Origin of the sequence: Hahella sp. HNIBRBA332, assembly GCF_030719035.1 — a bacterium.
Taxonomy (GTDB): domain Bacteria; phylum Pseudomonadota; class Gammaproteobacteria; order Pseudomonadales; family Oleiphilaceae; genus Hahella.
In genome coordinates, this window is the sequence record NZ_CP132203.1 from 546,719 (window position 1) to 564,063 (window position 17,345).

The 17,345-nt window shown below is 56.4% G+C and carries 14 protein-coding genes; 6 read left to right on the plus strand and 8 right to left on the minus strand.

From position 1 onward, the window contains the following. Positions 1-104: 104 nt before the first annotated feature. Entirely contained in the window at positions 105-1,319 is a 1,215-nt protein-coding gene (locus O5O45_RS02695; protein ID WP_305903757.1) for a PilT/PilU family type 4a pilus ATPase, read from the minus strand. 288 nt (positions 1,320-1,607) lie between these two features. Here O5O45_RS02695 and O5O45_RS02700 point away from each other — a divergent pair, with 288 nt between their 5' ends. Next, a complete protein-coding gene (locus O5O45_RS02700) occupies positions 1,608-4,154 on the plus strand; it encodes a bifunctional diguanylate cyclase/phosphodiesterase (RefSeq protein WP_305903758.1) in 2,547 nt (848 codons plus the stop codon). Between the two features lie 49 nt (positions 4,155-4,203). On the opposite strand, the gene O5O45_RS02705 is transcribed toward O5O45_RS02700, so the two are convergent. The 3 genes from O5O45_RS02705 to O5O45_RS02715 form a co-directional block, all read right to left on the minus strand. Continuing rightward, entirely contained in the window at positions 4,204-5,028 is an 825-nt protein-coding gene (locus tag O5O45_RS02705) for an OmpA family protein (protein ID WP_305903759.1), read from the minus strand. Positions 5,029-5,149: 121 nt separating this feature from the next. Beyond that, positions 5,150-5,968 carry an alpha/beta fold hydrolase gene (locus O5O45_RS02710; protein ID WP_305903760.1) on the minus strand — a complete coding sequence of 273 codons (819 nt, stop codon included), beginning with the start codon at positions 5,966-5,968 and terminating at the stop codon, positions 5,150-5,152. A gap of 2 nt (positions 5,969-5,970) precedes the next feature. After that, entirely contained in the window at positions 5,971-7,071 is a 1,101-nt protein-coding gene (locus O5O45_RS02715) for a M14 family zinc carboxypeptidase (RefSeq protein ID WP_305903761.1), read from the minus strand. 146 nt (positions 7,072-7,217) lie between these two features. Here O5O45_RS02715 and O5O45_RS02720 point away from each other — a divergent pair, with 146 nt between their 5' ends. Further along, positions 7,218-8,036 carry a tetratricopeptide repeat protein gene (locus O5O45_RS02720; RefSeq protein WP_305903762.1) on the plus strand — a complete coding sequence of 273 codons (819 nt, stop codon included), beginning with the start codon at positions 7,218-7,220 and terminating at the stop codon, positions 8,034-8,036. Between the two features lie 42 nt (positions 8,037-8,078). On the opposite strand, the gene O5O45_RS02725 is transcribed toward O5O45_RS02720, so the two are convergent. The 4 genes from O5O45_RS02725 to O5O45_RS02740 all read right to left on the minus strand — a co-directional run bounded on the left by O5O45_RS02725 (position 8,079) and on the right by O5O45_RS02740 (position 13,514). Next, positions 8,079-8,360 (minus strand): hypothetical protein, encoded by a 282-nt coding sequence (locus O5O45_RS02725; RefSeq protein WP_305903763.1) that lies wholly within the window; start codon positions 8,358-8,360, stop codon positions 8,079-8,081. Positions 8,361-8,489: 129 nt separating this feature from the next. Beyond that, a complete protein-coding gene (locus tag O5O45_RS02730) occupies positions 8,490-11,096 on the minus strand; it encodes a CHASE2 domain-containing protein (protein ID WP_305903764.1) in 2,607 nt (868 codons plus the stop codon). Positions 11,097-11,186: 90 nt separating this feature from the next. Then, complete coding sequence (locus tag O5O45_RS02735; protein WP_305903765.1) at positions 11,187-12,767, minus strand: FecR domain-containing protein; 1,581 nt, start codon at positions 12,765-12,767, stop codon at positions 11,187-11,189. 60 nt (positions 12,768-12,827) lie between these two features. Then, complete coding sequence (locus tag O5O45_RS02740; RefSeq protein ID WP_305903766.1) at positions 12,828-13,514, minus strand: response regulator transcription factor; 687 nt, start codon at positions 13,512-13,514, stop codon at positions 12,828-12,830. A gap of 336 nt (positions 13,515-13,850) precedes the next feature. Here O5O45_RS02740 and O5O45_RS02745 point away from each other — a divergent pair, with 336 nt between their 5' ends. From O5O45_RS02745 to O5O45_RS02760, 4 genes are all read left to right on the plus strand, one after another. Further along, complete coding sequence (locus tag O5O45_RS02745) at positions 13,851-13,994, plus strand: hypothetical protein (protein WP_305903767.1); 144 nt, start codon at positions 13,851-13,853, stop codon at positions 13,992-13,994. Between the two features lie 328 nt (positions 13,995-14,322). Beyond that, on the plus strand, positions 14,323-16,260 hold the full coding sequence (locus tag O5O45_RS02750) for a hypothetical protein (RefSeq protein WP_305903768.1): 1,938 nt from the start codon (positions 14,323-14,325) through the stop codon (positions 16,258-16,260). A 117-nt stretch (positions 16,261-16,377) separates the two neighbouring features. Then, positions 16,378-16,713 (plus strand): BolA family protein, encoded by a 336-nt coding sequence (locus tag O5O45_RS02755; RefSeq protein ID WP_305903769.1) that lies wholly within the window; start codon positions 16,378-16,380, stop codon positions 16,711-16,713. Then, the gene (locus tag O5O45_RS02760; protein ID WP_305903770.1) at positions 16,710-17,327 is read left to right on the plus strand and encodes an L-threonylcarbamoyladenylate synthase; all 618 of its coding nucleotides are present in this window, start codon (positions 16,710-16,712) and stop codon (positions 17,325-17,327) included. The genes O5O45_RS02755 and O5O45_RS02760 overlap by 4 nt, the downstream gene beginning before the upstream one ends. The last annotated feature ends 18 nt before the right edge of the window (positions 17,328-17,345 follow it).

Sequence of the window (17,345 nt, forward strand, 5' to 3'; positions counted from 1 at the left end):
TTGAGACGGTTCAGTTTGGCGGAAGCCGAAACGGCTGACAACTGCTATCGCAGCCCGCAAGCGGCTGTATCTCGCTTGCGGGAAAACGGGAGACTGGCTGGGGGTCAATTTTTAGGTTTGAAGGGGTCGTTGTCCTCCTCGTCGTCCTCTTCAATTTCCTGCAGGCTGAGAGAAAAGCCGCTGCTGGGCTTCTTGGCGGACAATTCTTCGGGGCCTGCGTCCTCGACCTTTTCATCGCCCAGACTAGTGGGAACCTCCACGCCGGCGTGCAGCTTGATGCGCAGACGCAGGTTGTTGGCGGAGTCGGCGTTTTTCAGGGCTTCCTCCACGCTGATCTTTTCTTGCTGCACCAGCTTGAACAGCGCCGCGTCAAAGGTCTGCATGCCTATGTTTTCCGACTTCTGCATGATCTCTTTGATGCCGTCGATATCGCCGCGCAGGATCAATTCACTGACCGTGGGCGTGCCCAGCAGAATCTCGATGGCGGCAGTGCGCTTGCCATCGATAGTCGGCACCAGACGTTGAGAGACGAAAGCTCTTAAGTTAAGCGATAAGTCCATCAGTAGCTGATTGCGTCGCTCTTCCGGGAAAAAGTTGATGATGCGGTCCAGCGCCTGGTTGGAGTTATTGGCGTGCAGGGTGGATATACACAGATGTCCGGTTTCCGCGAAAGCCAGCGCGTGCTCCATGGTTTCCCGGTCGCGGATCTCGCCGATCAGAATCACATCCGGCGCCTGCCGCAGGGTGTTTTTCAACGCATTGTGATAACTGCGCGTGTCTACGCCCACTTCCCGCTGGTTGATGATGCTTTTCTTGTGCTTGTGGATGAACTCCACCGGGTCTTCGATGGTTATGATATGACCGCCGCTATTGCTGTTGCGGTGGTCGATCAGCGCCGCCAGAGAGGTGGATTTGCCCGAGCCGGTGGCGCCGACGAACAGAATCAGCCCCCGTTTCGACATCAATACTTCTTTCAGGATAGGGGGCAGTCCCAGGCTGTCAGCGTTGGGAATATCCGTCACGATATTTCGGGCGACGATGGATACTTCATTACGCTGTTTGAAGATGTTGACCCGGAAACGGCCAACCTGAGGGATGCTGTACGCCAGGTTCATTTCCAGTTCATGGGCGAATTGTTCGCGCTGCTCTTCATCCATGATGGAGTTGGCGATTTCCATGATTCTGCCCGGCGGAATGGGGGTTTTATCGATGGGCTTCAATTTACCGTGAAACTTGGCGCAGGGCGGCGCGCCGGTGCTCAGGTAGAGGTCGGATCCGTCATTCTTGGCCAGAACGGTCAGATACTGGTTGAATTCCATGCAGAAGTCTCCCGAAGTGATGTCCGGTTGGTTTGGAGCATTGTCGACTTTTTGATTTTTTTCAAAGGGCGCGTCTTTAACAGATAGACGAAAATTATCCTTCCCGCCACCACAAAATGGCCTATTGAGCAGCGCCTGCCGCTATGTAAATCTACGGCCTGTTGCGGCTGAGCTTGCAATGATTTTTCGCAGACTGCAGAAACAGGGAGCGTAAAGTTAGAAAAGTTGGCTGTATGACATATAGTTTTTGTAACGCATGATTTTCCCGGGGAAAGAAATCAACGGCTCATGCAGCTAATTCGCTACTCCATCAACTTCGTCCTCTTGCTTGCGCTGTATTATCTGGGTGGTCGCCTGGGGTTGCTGCTGGAGGTTTACTACGGCGACGTTACGCCATTGTGGCCACCTTCAGGGCTGGCGCTGGCGATGATCTGGTTCAGCGGCTGGCGCTGGGCGCCGGTTATCATCGTAGGCGAATTGCTGTCGGCCATGACCTTGCAACAGTCGATTCTCAACGGCGTTATCGGCGGCATTGGCCAGCTCAGCGAAGTCGCCTGCGCGATGCTGATGATTCGTTATTTTGGCATTACCCCCTATCTCAGCAGCGTCGGCGATAGCCTGCGCTTCATTGGTCTGGCCGCTTTGCTGGCGCCTTTGTTCGGCGCGGGACTGGGCGTCGCGGGACAACTTTCCAGCGGACTGATCACCCCCGGGCAGGCGGGGGCGACCTGGATGACCTGGTGGTTGGGCGACTCCATCGGCATTATGATCATCACCCCATTGATTCGTTTCTGGTGGGTTGAGCCGCCGTCAGGGTACCGTCTGGTGTTGCGCTGGCTGACTCAGACATCCTGGGTGGCCATGTTTTTCACCGCCGCCTTTGTGATCATGCCCGACAAGGCATGGACCTTGTTCTTTCTTCTGTTGCCCTATGTCGTCTACACCTCCATCACCCTGGGGAAGCAGGGCGCGAGCCTGAGTCTGGTCGCGCTGGCGGCGCTGGTGTTGGGAGAGGGCGCGCAGGGAATTTCCAGCGACTTTATGATCAGCGTGAAAATGGCGTTCGTCGGCACCTGTACCTTGCTGGCGTATGTGGTGACCGCCAACTTCGAAACCAATCGCACCATTCGCAGCATGCTGGCCACGGAACGTAACCGGCTGCGCACTACGCTGATGTCGATCAGCGACGGCGTGATCAAAGTCGATGAGCGCGCCCATGTGGTGTTCATGAATCCCATGGCGGAGCAATTGACCGGGTGGAGCGAACGCGCGGCCATGGAGAAGCCCTTCGTGGTGATCTGTCCTCTCAAGACTTTGCAGGAGCCCAGACATCCCGCAAATCCGGTGGAATTCTTCCTGGCGCAGACGCAACGCGATGCGCAGATAGAAAGTTATGCATTCGAGTCCGCCGATGATGGCGCCCGCACCTTGGAAATTCGCATTCGCCGCGTCGTTGGCGGCGGGGGGCGGGGCGATCGTCTCAGTAACGGCGCGGTGATCGTGTTGCGGGATATCAGCGATGAAGTGCGATTGCGCCGGCAACTGGAGCATCAGGCGCTGCATGATCCGCTGACTGACCTGCCCAACCGGCGCGCTCTGGATAATTATCTGCACCGGCTGCTGAGCGAGAACACCAACCATTTGGTGTCGGGCCTGCTTTATATCGATCTGGATCAATTCAAGCTGATTAATGACACCTGCGGTCATGAGGTGGGCGACCTGTTGCTGAAAAAGCTGTCGTCCTTGCTGCGCAAGAACACGCCGGAGCGCGGCATGCTGGCGCGTATTAGCGGGGATGAGTTCGCGTTGGTGATTGAAGGCGTCACGGAGGCGCAAACGCTGGCGGTGGCGGAGCAGGTGCGACAGACCATTTCACACTGTCAGTTGGCATACGAGGACTTGGTGTTTTCCGTTGGCGCCAGTATTGGCGTCACCTTTATCACGGAACAGGACAACAGTCGTCAGGCTGTGCTGTCCCGCGCCGATATCGCCTGTTATCAAGCCAAGGAAAGCGGACGTGACAGAGTCAGGGTCTACCATGCCGGCGATACTGTCATGCTGCGTTATCACGGCGAACTGGAGTGGTTGTCGCAGTTGAAAAACGCTATTCAGATGGGGCATTTCGAGCTGTATCAACAAGGCATCTTCTGTGTCGATGAGAACGGCGACGCCGTGGACATGCCGGGGTGTGAAGTGTTGATTCGCCTACGGAGACAGGATGAAATGGTCAGTCCGGGCAGTTTCATTCCGGTGGCGGAGCGTTTTGGGTTTATGCCCATCATTGATCGCTGGGTGACGGAAACCTTGTTTCGACGCATGTCCAACAGCGTGGGGCTGGAGTTCATCTATAACGTCAATTTGAGTGGCGCCACATTTAACGACCATGGCTTCTTCAAAGAGGTGGAAGGTTGGGCGGAGAAATATCGCATTGATCGTTCTCGCGTCTGCTTTGAAGTGACAGAAAGCGTGGCGCTGGCGGATATCGCCCAGACGCGGGAGATTATCCGCAGCATGGCGCAGAAGGGGTACCGCTTCGCTTTGGACGACTTCGGCAGTGGTTCCGCCAGCTATGGATACCTGAGCGAATTGCCGGTGAATTACGTCAAGCTGGACGGTGGTTTCGTACGCCGGGTACTGGAAGATCCCTCTGCGGAAATCGTGATTGAGTCTCTGGTTAAAATCGCCCGCTTACGGAACATGCATTGTATAGCCGAGTGTGTGGAAAGCCGGGATATCGCCTGCCGCATGGTGAAGCTGGGGATTTCGGTCTTGCAGGGCTTTTTCTATGACCGACCCAAGCCCATGGGGCCGATCACAAAAAGCGAGGGGAACTGAAGAAGATGTTGGCGGTCAATGATGACCGCCAGTTTCCGTCAGGCAGAACTTAGAATGTTTCGCTGACTTCCGCGGCGTTATGCTCCATGATCTGGGGGGCGCCGTACACCGCCACCTGATCGTTCAGGTAGATCAACTCAACGCGACGATTCTTCTCATGATGAGAGGAGGTCAGCAACGGCTCGCGGCTTCCCCAGCCGAAAATCTCCACCTGCTCGGGGCGAGCGCCGTTGTTCAACAGATAATCCGCTACACGCTGTGCGCGCTCTTCGGACAGTCGCTCGTTGTAAGAGGCTTGGCCGGACGCGTCGGTATGTCCGTGTATTTGAATCTGATAGTTGGGATGCACGCTAAGAAAATCCGCATGCTGCTTCAGCGCCGCCATATCTTCCTGGTTCAGGTTGGATTTCTCCAATGGATAGAAGATAACGCGGGGTTGAGGTGGTTCGACGCCTGCGAACTGGTTCGCGCCGCCATACTCTTTTTCCAGGGCTGCGGCTGTTGCGTCGTCAAGTACTAGAACAGTCATATCATTTCCCTCCGTGGTCGAGGCGCTTGTTACTTCGGTTGTTGTGCTGTCGGTGGTTGTTCCAGCAGCGTTTATTGTTTCAGCGGCGTTCGATGTCGTTAATTCTGGGTTGTCATCGGCCTGGGATATACCGTAGCTGTAAAGCTCATCGGCTTCCGAAGTTGACACATCCCTATTATTGTCGGCGACTTCCACGTTATGGGCCGCTGACTTTACAGCAAAGTCTTCGGAAGGTGAAGACTCAGGCGTTAGATTTTGCGAGCTGCAGGCTGCGATCATGGCCACGGAAAACAGAGTGGCGCTGATGCGGGTGAATTTATTTGGGTTCAGTACGGGGTGTTTCATGTCTCTGTCCTGTTCTGTTGTTGGCTTGTGATTGTCATTACAACAACGAAATCAGGCGTGGCGATGGGGGCTCCGGGACAATGCGCTGACGAATCATGGCCAAATGTGGCGGAGGCTCTGATCAAGAGGGGAAATGTTTGGCTTCCAAATGTGCGCACAGCGGCGTGAGCCAATTGAGCAATTCCCGCCGCAACCAGAGTGGATCTTCCACCGGCAGGTCATGCCCGGCCGTAGGATGCGTGACGCATCGGGTTTGCCATGCCTGCGCCATGGCGATAGAGCACTCCGGGTCCACCAGTTTGTCGCCTAGGCTGCACAAAATCAGGCAGGGCCGATTCGGCGCGAAATCAAACGGGCAGCTGAAACGCGCCGCCGCCGCCAGCTGACGCAGGGCGTTGAACGTGCGCACCGGGCGCTCACGGCTCCAGCCGGTCCAGAGGCGTAAGCGATCACGGGTGCGTAATAGCGGAGACAGCGTGAGCTGCATGATCAGCTTTTCCCGGCGGGCGGTGGTGACGCCGGCGCCTTTCAGCACCTTGGGCCAGACACGCAGCCGCAGGCGGTTCCAGGGCGCGCCATAGGGACGCATACTGGCGTTGATCAACGCCAGTCCTGCGACTTCTTCAGGATGATCATAGGTCCATTGCGCCGCCAGCATGCCGCCCATGGATAAACCTACCAGCACTAGAGGGCGCTGCGTTTCCCAATGCTGTCGCAGGCCGGAGATCATGCTGGCGACTGTGGTGGGAGTGGTTTCTTGGTTGCGTACGCCATTGCCGGGGATATCCAGGGCATGCACGCGAACGCCCAGGCCATTTGCGTCCAGGGCGTCCTGCAACAGGGCGTCGAAGCCTTCCCAATGCCGTCTGTCGCGCATCCATCCCCGCAGCAGGATCAAATCAAATTGATGACGCGCCGGGAGCTCATGGGCCTGGTTCATAATCAGGACTCGTACCACAGAGATAGCGCCGCCAGTTCATAGTGTTTGCGCTGGCGCTTGTCCGGCAGCCAGTTGCCGTAAGAGCGCACGGCGTTTTTCAGAAAGTCGATGAAGATGAGGTGGCGGCGCAGCACGCGGCGTAATCGATGGGGGAGGACGGGATGGAAGAAACCCAGTAACTGGATAAGCTGGCGCGGATTCTTTTTGATCCATAGCCAGGACCCCATTTCCATGGTGATCGGCAGGAACAAGCGATTGGCGGCTTTCGCCTCCATGTACAGGTAATCCCATAAATCGCCGTGGGAAGTGTAGACCCGGGATTGCGGTTCGAAAGTGTAGACATGGTTGGGGTAGGTTTCGAACAGCAGGTTGCGCAGCGCGAAGATCTCCGGCAAGTGATAAATCGGTTCTTTACTGTAGGCGTAAGGAAACCAGATCTGATCGTTGAAACCGAAGCCGGAGTGGCAGTCCAACGCCATACTGAACGGCGCCGGAAACAGGCGTTCCCGAATAAAGTCACAGAGAGCCACCGCCTCTTTCTCCATCGGCTGCCCCTTCTGGCCGCGATACCAGGGGATGCGCGTGGTCAAGCGATGGCCGCCCAGCAGAGGCGGGACGCGGGCTTCGGCGTCCACCGGCGCGTTGCGCATCAGGTCGACGCCATTACCGTTGGCGCGGGTCTTGCGCATCATGCCCGCAGGGTTAAGGGCGGGAAGGAAATATAGTTGCAGATGATTCAACTCTTCCTTCAGCCCTTCGTCCCAGGTCAGCTGCTTCAGCAAGGACTCCATGAAGGCCAGGATCACCTGAGTGCCGATTTTCTCCAGACCATGCACGCCGCCGGTGAGGGCCAGCGCGGGCTTGTCAGGGCCGGCGGCGCCGACTTTGATCAGGTACAGCGGCAGTCTGTAACCGCGGAACTCAACAGTATCCAGTATTTCATGCTGGACATTGCCGCCGCCAAGTTCAATTAACTGCTGGATTTTATTCAGTTCATTAACCGGAAAATGAATTTTCGGATACATAAAGCTGAGGGGGTCCCATTCAGTCAGGCGTCCGCCAAGCGTTGCAACGCCATCGTCAGGTGGAATACGGCGTTGCATCCTTTCAAGAAAGGGTAGAGCCTATGCTGTAAACATGAAAGTACTGTGACGTAATCGTCCGATAGAATGAAAATTGCGTTAAACCTTAGCCGCCGATCTGTAACTATGCTTATAATTCGGTAGTAAGTGTGTATGAGGTGTATAGAATGTTTCGTCGGACGTTATTGATTTTAGCGCTCAGCTTCGCCAGCCAGGCTAACGCGGACTCCCTGGCGCCGGAGCATGAAATGCGCAGGTTGTTATTTGTCGCCGAAGAGAGCATCGAAGCGGAAAGGTTCGCCCAGGCGCAGGAGGCGCTGGATAAAGTTTCTGAGCTCAACATTACGCCAACAGTCCAATACTACTTCTACCGGGGACGGGTGGCGATGAAATCGGGCGAGTACGAGAAAGCCCGTGAAGCCTTTGTTCGTTACGTCAACCTCGCTGGCAGCGAAGGCGAGTACTATGAGGAGAGCCTGCGCTCTATCACGCGTCTGGACGACCAGCTTAAGCCGCCCAAGCAGACTGCGGAATCCACCTCCATCGATTGGAGCAAAGTGGTGGAGAACAGCAGCGGCGAATATCTGCAAAAGCTGCGCGGACTTTATCTGGCGGGATCTGATCAGAGCGCGCTGGTGCAGCATATCAACAGTCTGTTGGCCGCCAATGTCTACACGCCTTCCCGCATACGCAAGCTGAATGAAGAGGAAGGCATCGTTTATCGCGTCAGCGTTAATACACGGAATGAAATCGTGCTGCAGGAAACCAATTACCTGAGCGCGAACGTCAGTCACAATATCTCCCGCTTTAAAGTGTTTGGCGTCGACCCCTATGTTCGCTCCGGCTGCGATTTGAATCAGCGCGCTTGTTGGCTGTGGAATCCTGAAAATCAGGATGAAAAATGGCTGATGATTACGGAAAACAAAAGTGCGGTGGATGAGCTGAGTCGCGCTATGACGGAACTGATAAAACTGCTGCAAAGTTAATGGCGGCGGTGGCGTGGGGTCTACAGACTCCGCGCCGTGTTTCTAACGGATGTTATTGTCGGTTTTAAGATGGCGGGCTGGCGCTGATTGGGCGACTGTCGGCGCGCGCGACCACTTCACGTCTTCGCTACAGGTTTCAGAATAAGCACATACCGAAGAGACGGCGCTGACCGGCGTCGCTTTTTCCAGGTCCATCTGAGGCAGGCTGAAATCGTATCTCTTTTCCTTGATTGGCGGCGTTCCTTGCAGTTTGGACACGATGGCGCTCGCCAGTATGAAGCACAGACCTATCAGGGCCGCTTTGTAAAACGAAAATCGGATCATAAAAGGGCTATCTGGCGCTGACACTATGTGTATTTAAGCGCTGTTTGCAGGAGAGTTCCGTCAAGTATCTCCGAAATCGCCCCATGCGGAAGCAGGCTTCTGTGAAACACTGTCAAATGTACGTTGATGTCATTCTGCGTCAGGCAACTCGATCACAAATTCCGTCCCTTCACCCAGTACGCTGTTTACTTGGATCGCGCCGCCATGACGGTCGATAACCAGTTTGACGAATCGCAAGCCCAGGCCGCTGCCTTGTACGCCCTGCTGCTCTGAGGCGTGGGTGCGGCGAAAGCGTTCGAACAGGAAGGGGATTTCTGAGGCGGCGATGCCCGGCCCCTGGTCGCGTAAGTGGATTAAGGTGCTGGCGTCAGCTTTCTCCAGCTTCAGTTCAATGCTGTGATTCTGCGGCGTAAATTTGACCGCGTTCTGTAACAGGTTGACCAGGGCTCGCTCCAACAGGTCCGCATTGGCTCTGATGGGCAATGAATCCTCTTCGCAGTACACCTGCACTGCAATGCCGCGGGTGAGGGCGCTGGGGGAGATGGAGTCCACCGCGTTATCCACGATGTCCAGCAGCTCGCAATCGTAAAAATGAATGTGATCCGCCGCTTCCACCCGCGCCAGTTGCAGGAAGGCTTCCGCCATACCCAGGCTTTTTTGCGTCAATTCGCGGGCGGCGTCGATCTTGGACGCCAGTTTGGCGTCAGGCAGCGCTGCGCTCAGGGTGTCCAGCAACGCCAGCTGCGAGGCCAGCGGTGCGCGTAGATCGTGAGATATGAAGTGAATGGTTTCCAGACGTTTTTGCTGGGCTTCGTGTATTGGCGTGATGTCGGAGAAATTGACGATAATGCCGTTGGCGTTCAAATGGGTGAAACGCATGGGCGCCAGTGAGATCAGGACCGCAGTGTTGCGAGTGTGCAGTTCCATGGATTGCGCTTCGCCTTCCACCAGCACTTTACGCACCACGGAATCCCATAGCGCCGGCGTAAACTTATTGGCGATAGGCATGCATTCGGCGATATAAGCGTTGGCGGTCGCATTGGCGCTCAACCAGCGGCTGGCGTGTTCATTCAAATACAAAATACGGCCGACCTCATCGCCCACCAGCACGCCGTCTGGCATGTTGGCGATAGTTTCGGATACGAACTTGCGCATGTCGCGGATGGCGGCGATGGCGAAGCGCACCTGGGAGATGCGGCGGTCGATAAGTTCGCTGGAAGGTTGGCGACGGGTGGTTTTCTGCATCAGCCGGGGATACAGACGTTGCAGATAGTCGGCGGTCTGCTGGAGCTGGTCCGGATGATCTTCGAAGCGCATGTATAAGGCCATTTTGCCGACAGCGTCGGATACGGGAAGAAGGATCTCCATCATGCCTGCGTCGGCGTTGATATCGATACGCTGCTGTCCTCCTGGAGCGATTTCGCGAAACTCCCACAGAGCGGGCTTAAGCAGGCGGGTGACTTGTTGCGCCCACTGCTGCGGAGAGTCATAGATATCGCCCTGTTGCAGGCGCGGCTCTTCCTCCAGTCGCTTCAATTCCTGATTCAGAAACTGATTGAGGCGGCTCAGGCGTCGCCAGCTCCAGAAAGGGTAGGCGAACACCAGGGAGAGCACGACCGCCGCTGGCGGATACCATTGGTGGTCCAGCAGCAGCAACAGATAACTGAACACTAACACTGATAACGCCAGGGCGAGAGTTAACGGCAGGTTTTTCTCCGGCGAGACGCGCGGGTACACCAGGGCGGCGATCAGCACCAGACTGAGTGACAGCAGGTATTGCCAGGTGGGAGAAATCAGGCGATGCATGTTTTTGCGCACCAGCCCTTCAAAGACATTGGCGTGCACTTCCACCCCCGCCATGCTGGTGGAGGCGCCCGACACCGGCGTCGGCAGAAAGTCGCCCAGACCAGCGGCGGTGGCGCCAACAAATACGACCCGGTTCTGGAAGTAGTCCGGTGGAAGCTCTCCATGCATGACCTCACTGTAGGACAGCGTTGGGAAGCTGCCTGGCGCTCCGATAAAGGGGATCAGGCGATACTGCTCGCGGACGTTGAAGGCGCCGCCGTTATCCTGCTCTTCTTTCTGTTGGCGCTCTTCGGGATACAGATTCTGGTATACCGATAGCGCCAGACTTGGCCAATGACTGTCTCCCAGGCCCTGATACAGATATAACCCCCGCGCGATGCCGTCGGCGTCCAATTCCATTTGAGCGTGTCCCAGGCCTTCTGCGGTGTCGATAAACTGCGCGATGGGCAAAATTTCGGTGAGGTGGCCGGTATTGCCGACGTGATCGATGTGCAGAGGCAGAAACACCTTGCCGGCCTCCGCCATGGCTTGAGCGAATTCCTGGTCAGCCTCAGGAGAACTGTTTTCTGACAGCAGCAGGTCGAACGCCACCGCGCGGGCGCCGGAATTGCGCAGGCGTTTGATCAGGGTGGCGTGACGGTCTCGCGGCCAGGGCCAGCGGCCGTATTCCAACAGGCTTTTTTCATCAATGGCGACGATGACGCTGGTGGTGCTGGTGCTGAGTGGGCGCACCTTGAGACAGAAATCATAAAACAGGTAATCCAGTCGCTGCATCCAGCCGCTGGATATCAACAGGAAACAGAGACCCACCAGAATGGCGGCGAAGAGATAACGCTCGGTGACGGGAAAGCCGCGGCTGTGGCGGACTTGGGGAGCATTGTCCCGCTTGGAAGGCGGGTTGGGCTGCGCATCAGGTTTGCCTGGGATCATCCCATAAGGGCCCTTTATTGTTGTGAGTAAACTAATCCTGACGTAGATTGCGCCCGATACGCCTCATGCGGATAACGGGGCTGGCGGAGCCTACGGCTCTATTCTGACCGCCTGGATCGCGCCGAAGTTCGACGAATAGAGCGGTCCTGCAACCGGTCTGATGCGAATCCAGTATGTCTTTTCCGGCGTCAGACGGAGGTTGGCGGAGGTTTTCTCCACCTGTTGCTCTTCAATGACCCGACTGAAAAACTCGTCTTCCGCCAATTGAAGTATATACCGGTCTGCATTAGGCACGCTTTTCCAGAACACTTTCGCTTTTTCGTCAAAATAATTCACTGCTATGACGTGGGTGTCGTCAAGCTTTCCCAGGATGGTGAATCTCCGCTGCTCGCTATAGGAAAAATCGTCGCCGCCAGCCAGTGTGGCGATACGCCAGAAATATTCGCCTGCATTCAGGTTGCGTTCGGCTTGGGCGCTGGAGATGGAAGAGAAGGGGGTGCGGGTGTAGAGGGCGGTGAATTGGGGATCGGTAGAGATTTCAAGGCTGGACATCTGGGTTGGCGTGTCCAGTCGCCAGCGGAACACGGGGCGCGGTTCTCGCAGCAACGCCCCGGTCAGCGGCGTAATCAGCTGCGCCGGCTCCGCCTTTTGCTCCACTTTGAAGCGCACTTCCGTATCCACGCCTTCCAATCCTCCCGGGTCCACCGCCCGCAGCAATAAGCGGTAGTCGCCATTGCCCAGATCGGGTAGCTCAACCAGAGGAGCGTCAATTTGCTGGGAAAAAACCGGTAGTTCCTTCCCGTCGCCTTTAAATACTTCGATAACGTATGCTGTCGCATTGGTTACCGGGACCCAGCTCAACGTCACCGGAACGGCGTTGTACACCGCCGAGGCCGACACTTCCGGCGCTTCCGGCAACTGGATTTCAGAGAAGGAGGAGCCTGAGCCAATCGTGGCGCCTTGCCCCTTGTAAAGTTTGCGGGAGGCGGTGGCGTTAGAGACTTCCACTATACCCTCCGTGACTTCCGCCACTGTGACGTCGGCGGTCGCCCGCAGACGGAAAGCTGTGCCGCGCACCGCCGCGACGGCGGAGGGCGTGGAGACTTCATAGCGGGAGGCGGGGCCTCTGCGCGGCGTCACTTTCTGCTGCATTTTGCCGCGCAGCAGACGCAGTCTCGTATCCACCATGCCGGTGTCGCCGTAATGGGTCAGGGTATTGAAGATCACAATGGATTGGCGGGATACCGTCAGCTCGCTGCCGTCTGCGAATCCAACCAGCGCGGAGCCTTCATCGGTTTTGATTTCATCGCCGATTTCGAGTTTGGCTTCCGACGTCGCCAGCACATAGTGAGAAGTGTGCGCCTTACGCAGCCACACTTTGCCGCGCAGATTGAGTAAAGAGGCGGACTGTGGATAGTGGCGCAGCCAGGCGACGGGAATTCTGAGTTGCGTGCCGGGCGTCAGCGACCAGGCGTCGTTGAGGCTGTTATAGCGCATGAGCGCGTCCCAGCCGCGATTGGGCGCAAGGAAGCGCTCACCGATGCTTTGCAGGCTGTCATTGGGTCGGGTGGTGTAGGTCCACTCCATCTTGTCGGGCTCTTGGGCGAACCCGGCGTAGGAGAACCAACACAGGAACCAGAACCACAACAGGTGGCGTTTGCTCTGTTTCAATCAGCCTCCCAATATTCACAGTATCGTCAATTGTTGGCCGCGATGACCGGACAATGCGGCCTATTCCACTTCCTCCAGCCGATAACCGTGCTGGTAAATGGTCTTAATGCGAAATCCGTTTTCCGGTTTGATTCCCAGTTTTCGCCGCAGACGGCTCATGTGAGTGTCCACGGTGCGGGTATTGATGTCGCTGCTGACGCCCCAGACCCTTTCCAGCAGGTACTTGCGCGACAGCAGGCGGCCTTTGTTTTCGAACAGAAACGTCGTCAGATCGAAGTCTTTGTCCGTCAACGTCAGCGGCTCGCCGTTCAGTTGAATGGTCCGTTTCTTGTGGTTGATGCTGAAGGGGCCATAACTGGCTTCTTCGGCATCGGTTTCCTCCGTGCGGTTTCTCCGGCTCAGCGCCTTGAGCCGGGCGATGAGTTCGCCGGGCCGCGCCGGCTTCACCATGTAATCGTCGGCGCCGGCCTCAAGCGCCTCAATAATATCTTCCTCCGCTTCGCGCTGAGTCAGGAACAACACCGGGATCGGCCATTCCTGCTGCTGCCGCACTTTGCGGAGGATGTCGATGCCGTCCATATCCGGCAATTGCCAGTCCATGATGAGCAAATCGAAGCTGTCATGGGTGACGGCGAATAAAAAATCTTTCCCCGTATTGTAGTGGCGGCATTGGAAATCTGAGTTCCGCAGATTTAGCAATAGCTGGTCCGCCAGATTCTGGTCGTCTTCTAGAAGTCCGATTTTCATAGTCTGCGTTCGTCTAACTGTTTGATGTATATCTAAGTTTGGCAGTAAACCACCAATCTCGCTAACTTTTGCCGAAAAATGTGCGGAGCGAGTTGAACCGCACCTGATTCAGCGACTTTTTCGACAGACAGCAAACCTTGTGAAAAGCCGGACTAGGGCAATGTCTACTTCAACTTAAATGGTTTTTGTGAGCAATTTAAAAATGTAACAACAAGCTACTTTTTGCATCGCGCCCCGTCTTCCAATGCTTCGGGGCGACCCAAAACTCACTGTAATAATGCCTGTGCGCAGACATCTGTCGGACTTGGCCATGGTCCTGGCGGCGGGGTTGGTTATATGATGGCGCTGCGGCTCTCCCGAAACTCCTGCCAAGGCGTGGACCAATCAGCGGGATGGGCCCAGCACTCCACGCCGGAGCGTGCGCAGCGGTGTCAGGCGTTCAAGCAGGAAATGGAACCGTCCAAAGGCGAGGGGCTGTGATCGCAGGGATCTGAGGTCAGGATCTTACGCGTATAAGCGAAGTGTGCAGTTCTCCCTTCGCGACGCCCTGACAAAGGGATGGACGGCGAATATAAGGAAATAGCGGTGATCGCAATGATCGCTGTGGAGAAGGAAAATGAAAGTAATAAGGACTTTTAAGCGAGAAACAGGATGTAAACTTCATTTGGGTGTGGCCCTTTTTGCGTTGTTGACGGCCTTTGTTTTTCCGACCCGGGCGGAGATCAATTTTTACCCGCCTGTGAATCTGTCCTATTCAGAGGGTTTAAGTTTTAACCCCAGCTTGGTGGCTCAAGGCGATAATCTCTTTGTGACCTGGGACGATAACAGTTCCGGCGTGAAGGAAGTGATGTTCGCGCGCTCTCGCGACAAAGGTGAAAACTACACGCCGCCGAAGCAGCTGTCGTCGCCCTCTGGGCAGTCCAGCGCGCCGGACGTGGCGGTGGACTCCCGCGGTCACGTGCATGTGGTTTGGCAGGATACCCTGTACGGCGCCTCTACGATCCTTTACGTGCGTTCGGAAGACGGCGGCAAGACCTTTACCTCGGCCGTCAGTCTGTCTGGAGATGACAGCGCTTCCGTGCGGGCGGATATTCTGGTGGATTCGGCTAACGTGATCTATGTGGCCTGGACAGACACCGGGACGGAAGAGGTGATAGTGACCCAGAGCGCGGATGGCGGCGTCAGCTTTCAGCAGGTCGCCAAGATTAAAGCCAACTTTGTCTCCAGCGTACGCATGACGGCGGGCGGGGATCGGCGTATCCATGTAGCCTGGACCAATGCGCAGAATGTCTATCACATGTACTCCAGGAACGGTGGGCGCAGTTTTTCTCAGCCGGTTAGTATTTCCGCTAGCAGTGCGGTGTCTTCTTCAGTGTCGCTGGCGGCGGATGCGGGCAGTAATGTTTATATCGGTTGGAGTGAGCAGATCAATAATGAGGCGGAGATCTATGTGGCGCGCTCTGAGGATGGCGGACAGCATTTTGCGCCGCCCGGCAACATCAGCCGCAACCCGGGGGCCTCAATCGGCCCGGATCTGGCCACGGATGCCGAAGGCGTGCTGTATGTCGTTTGGCAGGATACGACGCCGGGCAACTACGAAGCGATGTTCGCTTTCTCCACTGATAGAGCCCTGACCTTCTCACCCGCCGCTAATATATCTCCCAGCGAACTGGGGTCTCTGGTGACCAAGGTGGCGGTCAATGCGTCCGGCGACATATTCGTCGCCTGGGACGATAATCGCAGTGGGAATTTTGAGATTATCGTGGCGCGGGGGATGCAGGGCTTGGCGGCGATCAAGAACGCGACCGCCAAGCCCTCTCCCTTCAGTCCGAATGGAGACGGCGCCAACGATACGTTGAGGGTGCGCGCCGATTTTACCGCCCCGCTGCAATGGGAGGCTTCCGTTCTCACGTCGGAGAATGAACCCGTGAACCTGTTTCGCGGTAATGGGGAAATCTTCGATTTAACATGGGACGGACTGGACCACAACGGCGTGGTGACCCCGGACGGCTCCTACCGCTTCTTGATTACTGGCGTGGATGTGGACGGCGTGGCGGCGGCTCCGGCGGAAGTGTATTTCAGCGTGAACACCGTATCGGACTCGGAACCGCCGCAGTTGTTGAGCTATGAGTCCAACTATGCGGAATTTGGTCCGGACGGCGATGGACGGCGCGATAACGTCACGCTTAAAGCAAGCTTCAACAAAAGTCTTGATTGGACGCTCAGCTATCAGAACCGCGATGGAGTGGAGCTGTTTCGTCAACAAGGCAGCGGCGTTTCGCTGAATAAGCTGTGGGATGGGCGTGATTTCAGTGGGGTTACAGTTGCGGATGATCGTTATGTGATTGCGCTGTCGGCTACGGACACGCAGGGAATCAGTGTGAATGGGGAGTTGCGGGTGATTGTGGACACGGTCGCTCCGCAATGGGCCAATATCAGCGTTACGCCGGACGTGATCACCCCCAACGGTGACCAATCCAATGACAAGACGCGACTGGAGTTCGATCTCAATGAAGGCGCTCTGACCACCGTGTACGTCTACGAGGCGCGGGGCGGCTCCTTAGTGCGGGAGCTGTATCGGGAGCCTCTGATTGGCGAACATCACGTCGCGATCGACTGGGATGGACGTTCCGGCACAGGGAGTGTCGTGGCGCCGGGAAAGTATATCTTTAAAGTGTGGATGCGGGACTATGCGGCCAATCGCGCGGAGCCCTATCCGGTAGTGGCCGACGTCACAGTGAGGTAAGCGGTGGCCGCTCCGCTCGTCGAATGCGGCGGAGTGGTTTATAGTGTAGTCATTATCTACGCCGCGACGGGGCCCGTCGCGGCGGCTTGCTATCTAATCCTATCTGCTGAATAAAATATGAAAATCCAAATCTCTGTTGAGAATAAGTTAAAAGAGGCTTTCACTCCGACGCACTTGGAGGTGATCAATGAAAGCCATATGCACAGCGTCCCTCCCAATTCGGAAACCCATTTCAAGGTGGTGTTGGTGACGCCGCAGTTTACGGATATGCGCTCCGTGCAACGGCACCAGAAGGTGTATGCGGTGCTGGGCGAGCTGATGCAACAGGGCATTCACGCGCTGGCGCTGCACACGTTCACCCCACAGGAATGGCTGGAGAAAGGCCAGGCCCCGGATTCGCCCAATTGCATGGGCGGCAGCAAAAAAGCCAAAACGGAGTCGGGCGGTCAATGAGCCAGTTCTTCCAGATCCATCAGGATAACCCACAGGCCCGTCTGGTTCGTCAGGCGGTGGAAATCATTCACAGCGGCGGCGTTATTGTTTATCCCACGGATTCCGGTTATGCGCTGGGGTGCGCCATCGGCGATAAAAGCGCTGCGGACCGCATCAAAGGCATTCGTCGCCTGGATGATAAGCATAATTTCACGCTGGTGTGCCGGGATTTAAGCGATATCTCCACATACGCCAAGGTGGATAACAGTACTTATCGTCTATTGAAAAACCACACCCCCGGCGCCTATACCTTTATTTTAACGGCGACTTCGGAGGTGCCGCGCAGGCTGTTGCATCCGAAACGGCGTCAGATTGGCATCAGGGTGCCTGATAACCGCATTGCGCAGGCGCTGCTGGAGGAGCTGGGCGAGCCGCTGATGAGCTCTACACTGATCATGCCCGGCGAAGACATGCCGATGACCGATCCTTATGAGATTCGCCAGATGCTGGAGCATGCGGTGGACTTGATCATTGATGGCGGTTTCTGCGGCATGGAGCCCACTTCCGTTGTGGATCTGACCGACGATACGCCGGTGATCCTGAGGGAAGGCGCGGGCGATATTTCCGGCTTCTGAATGAATGCGCCGCCGGAT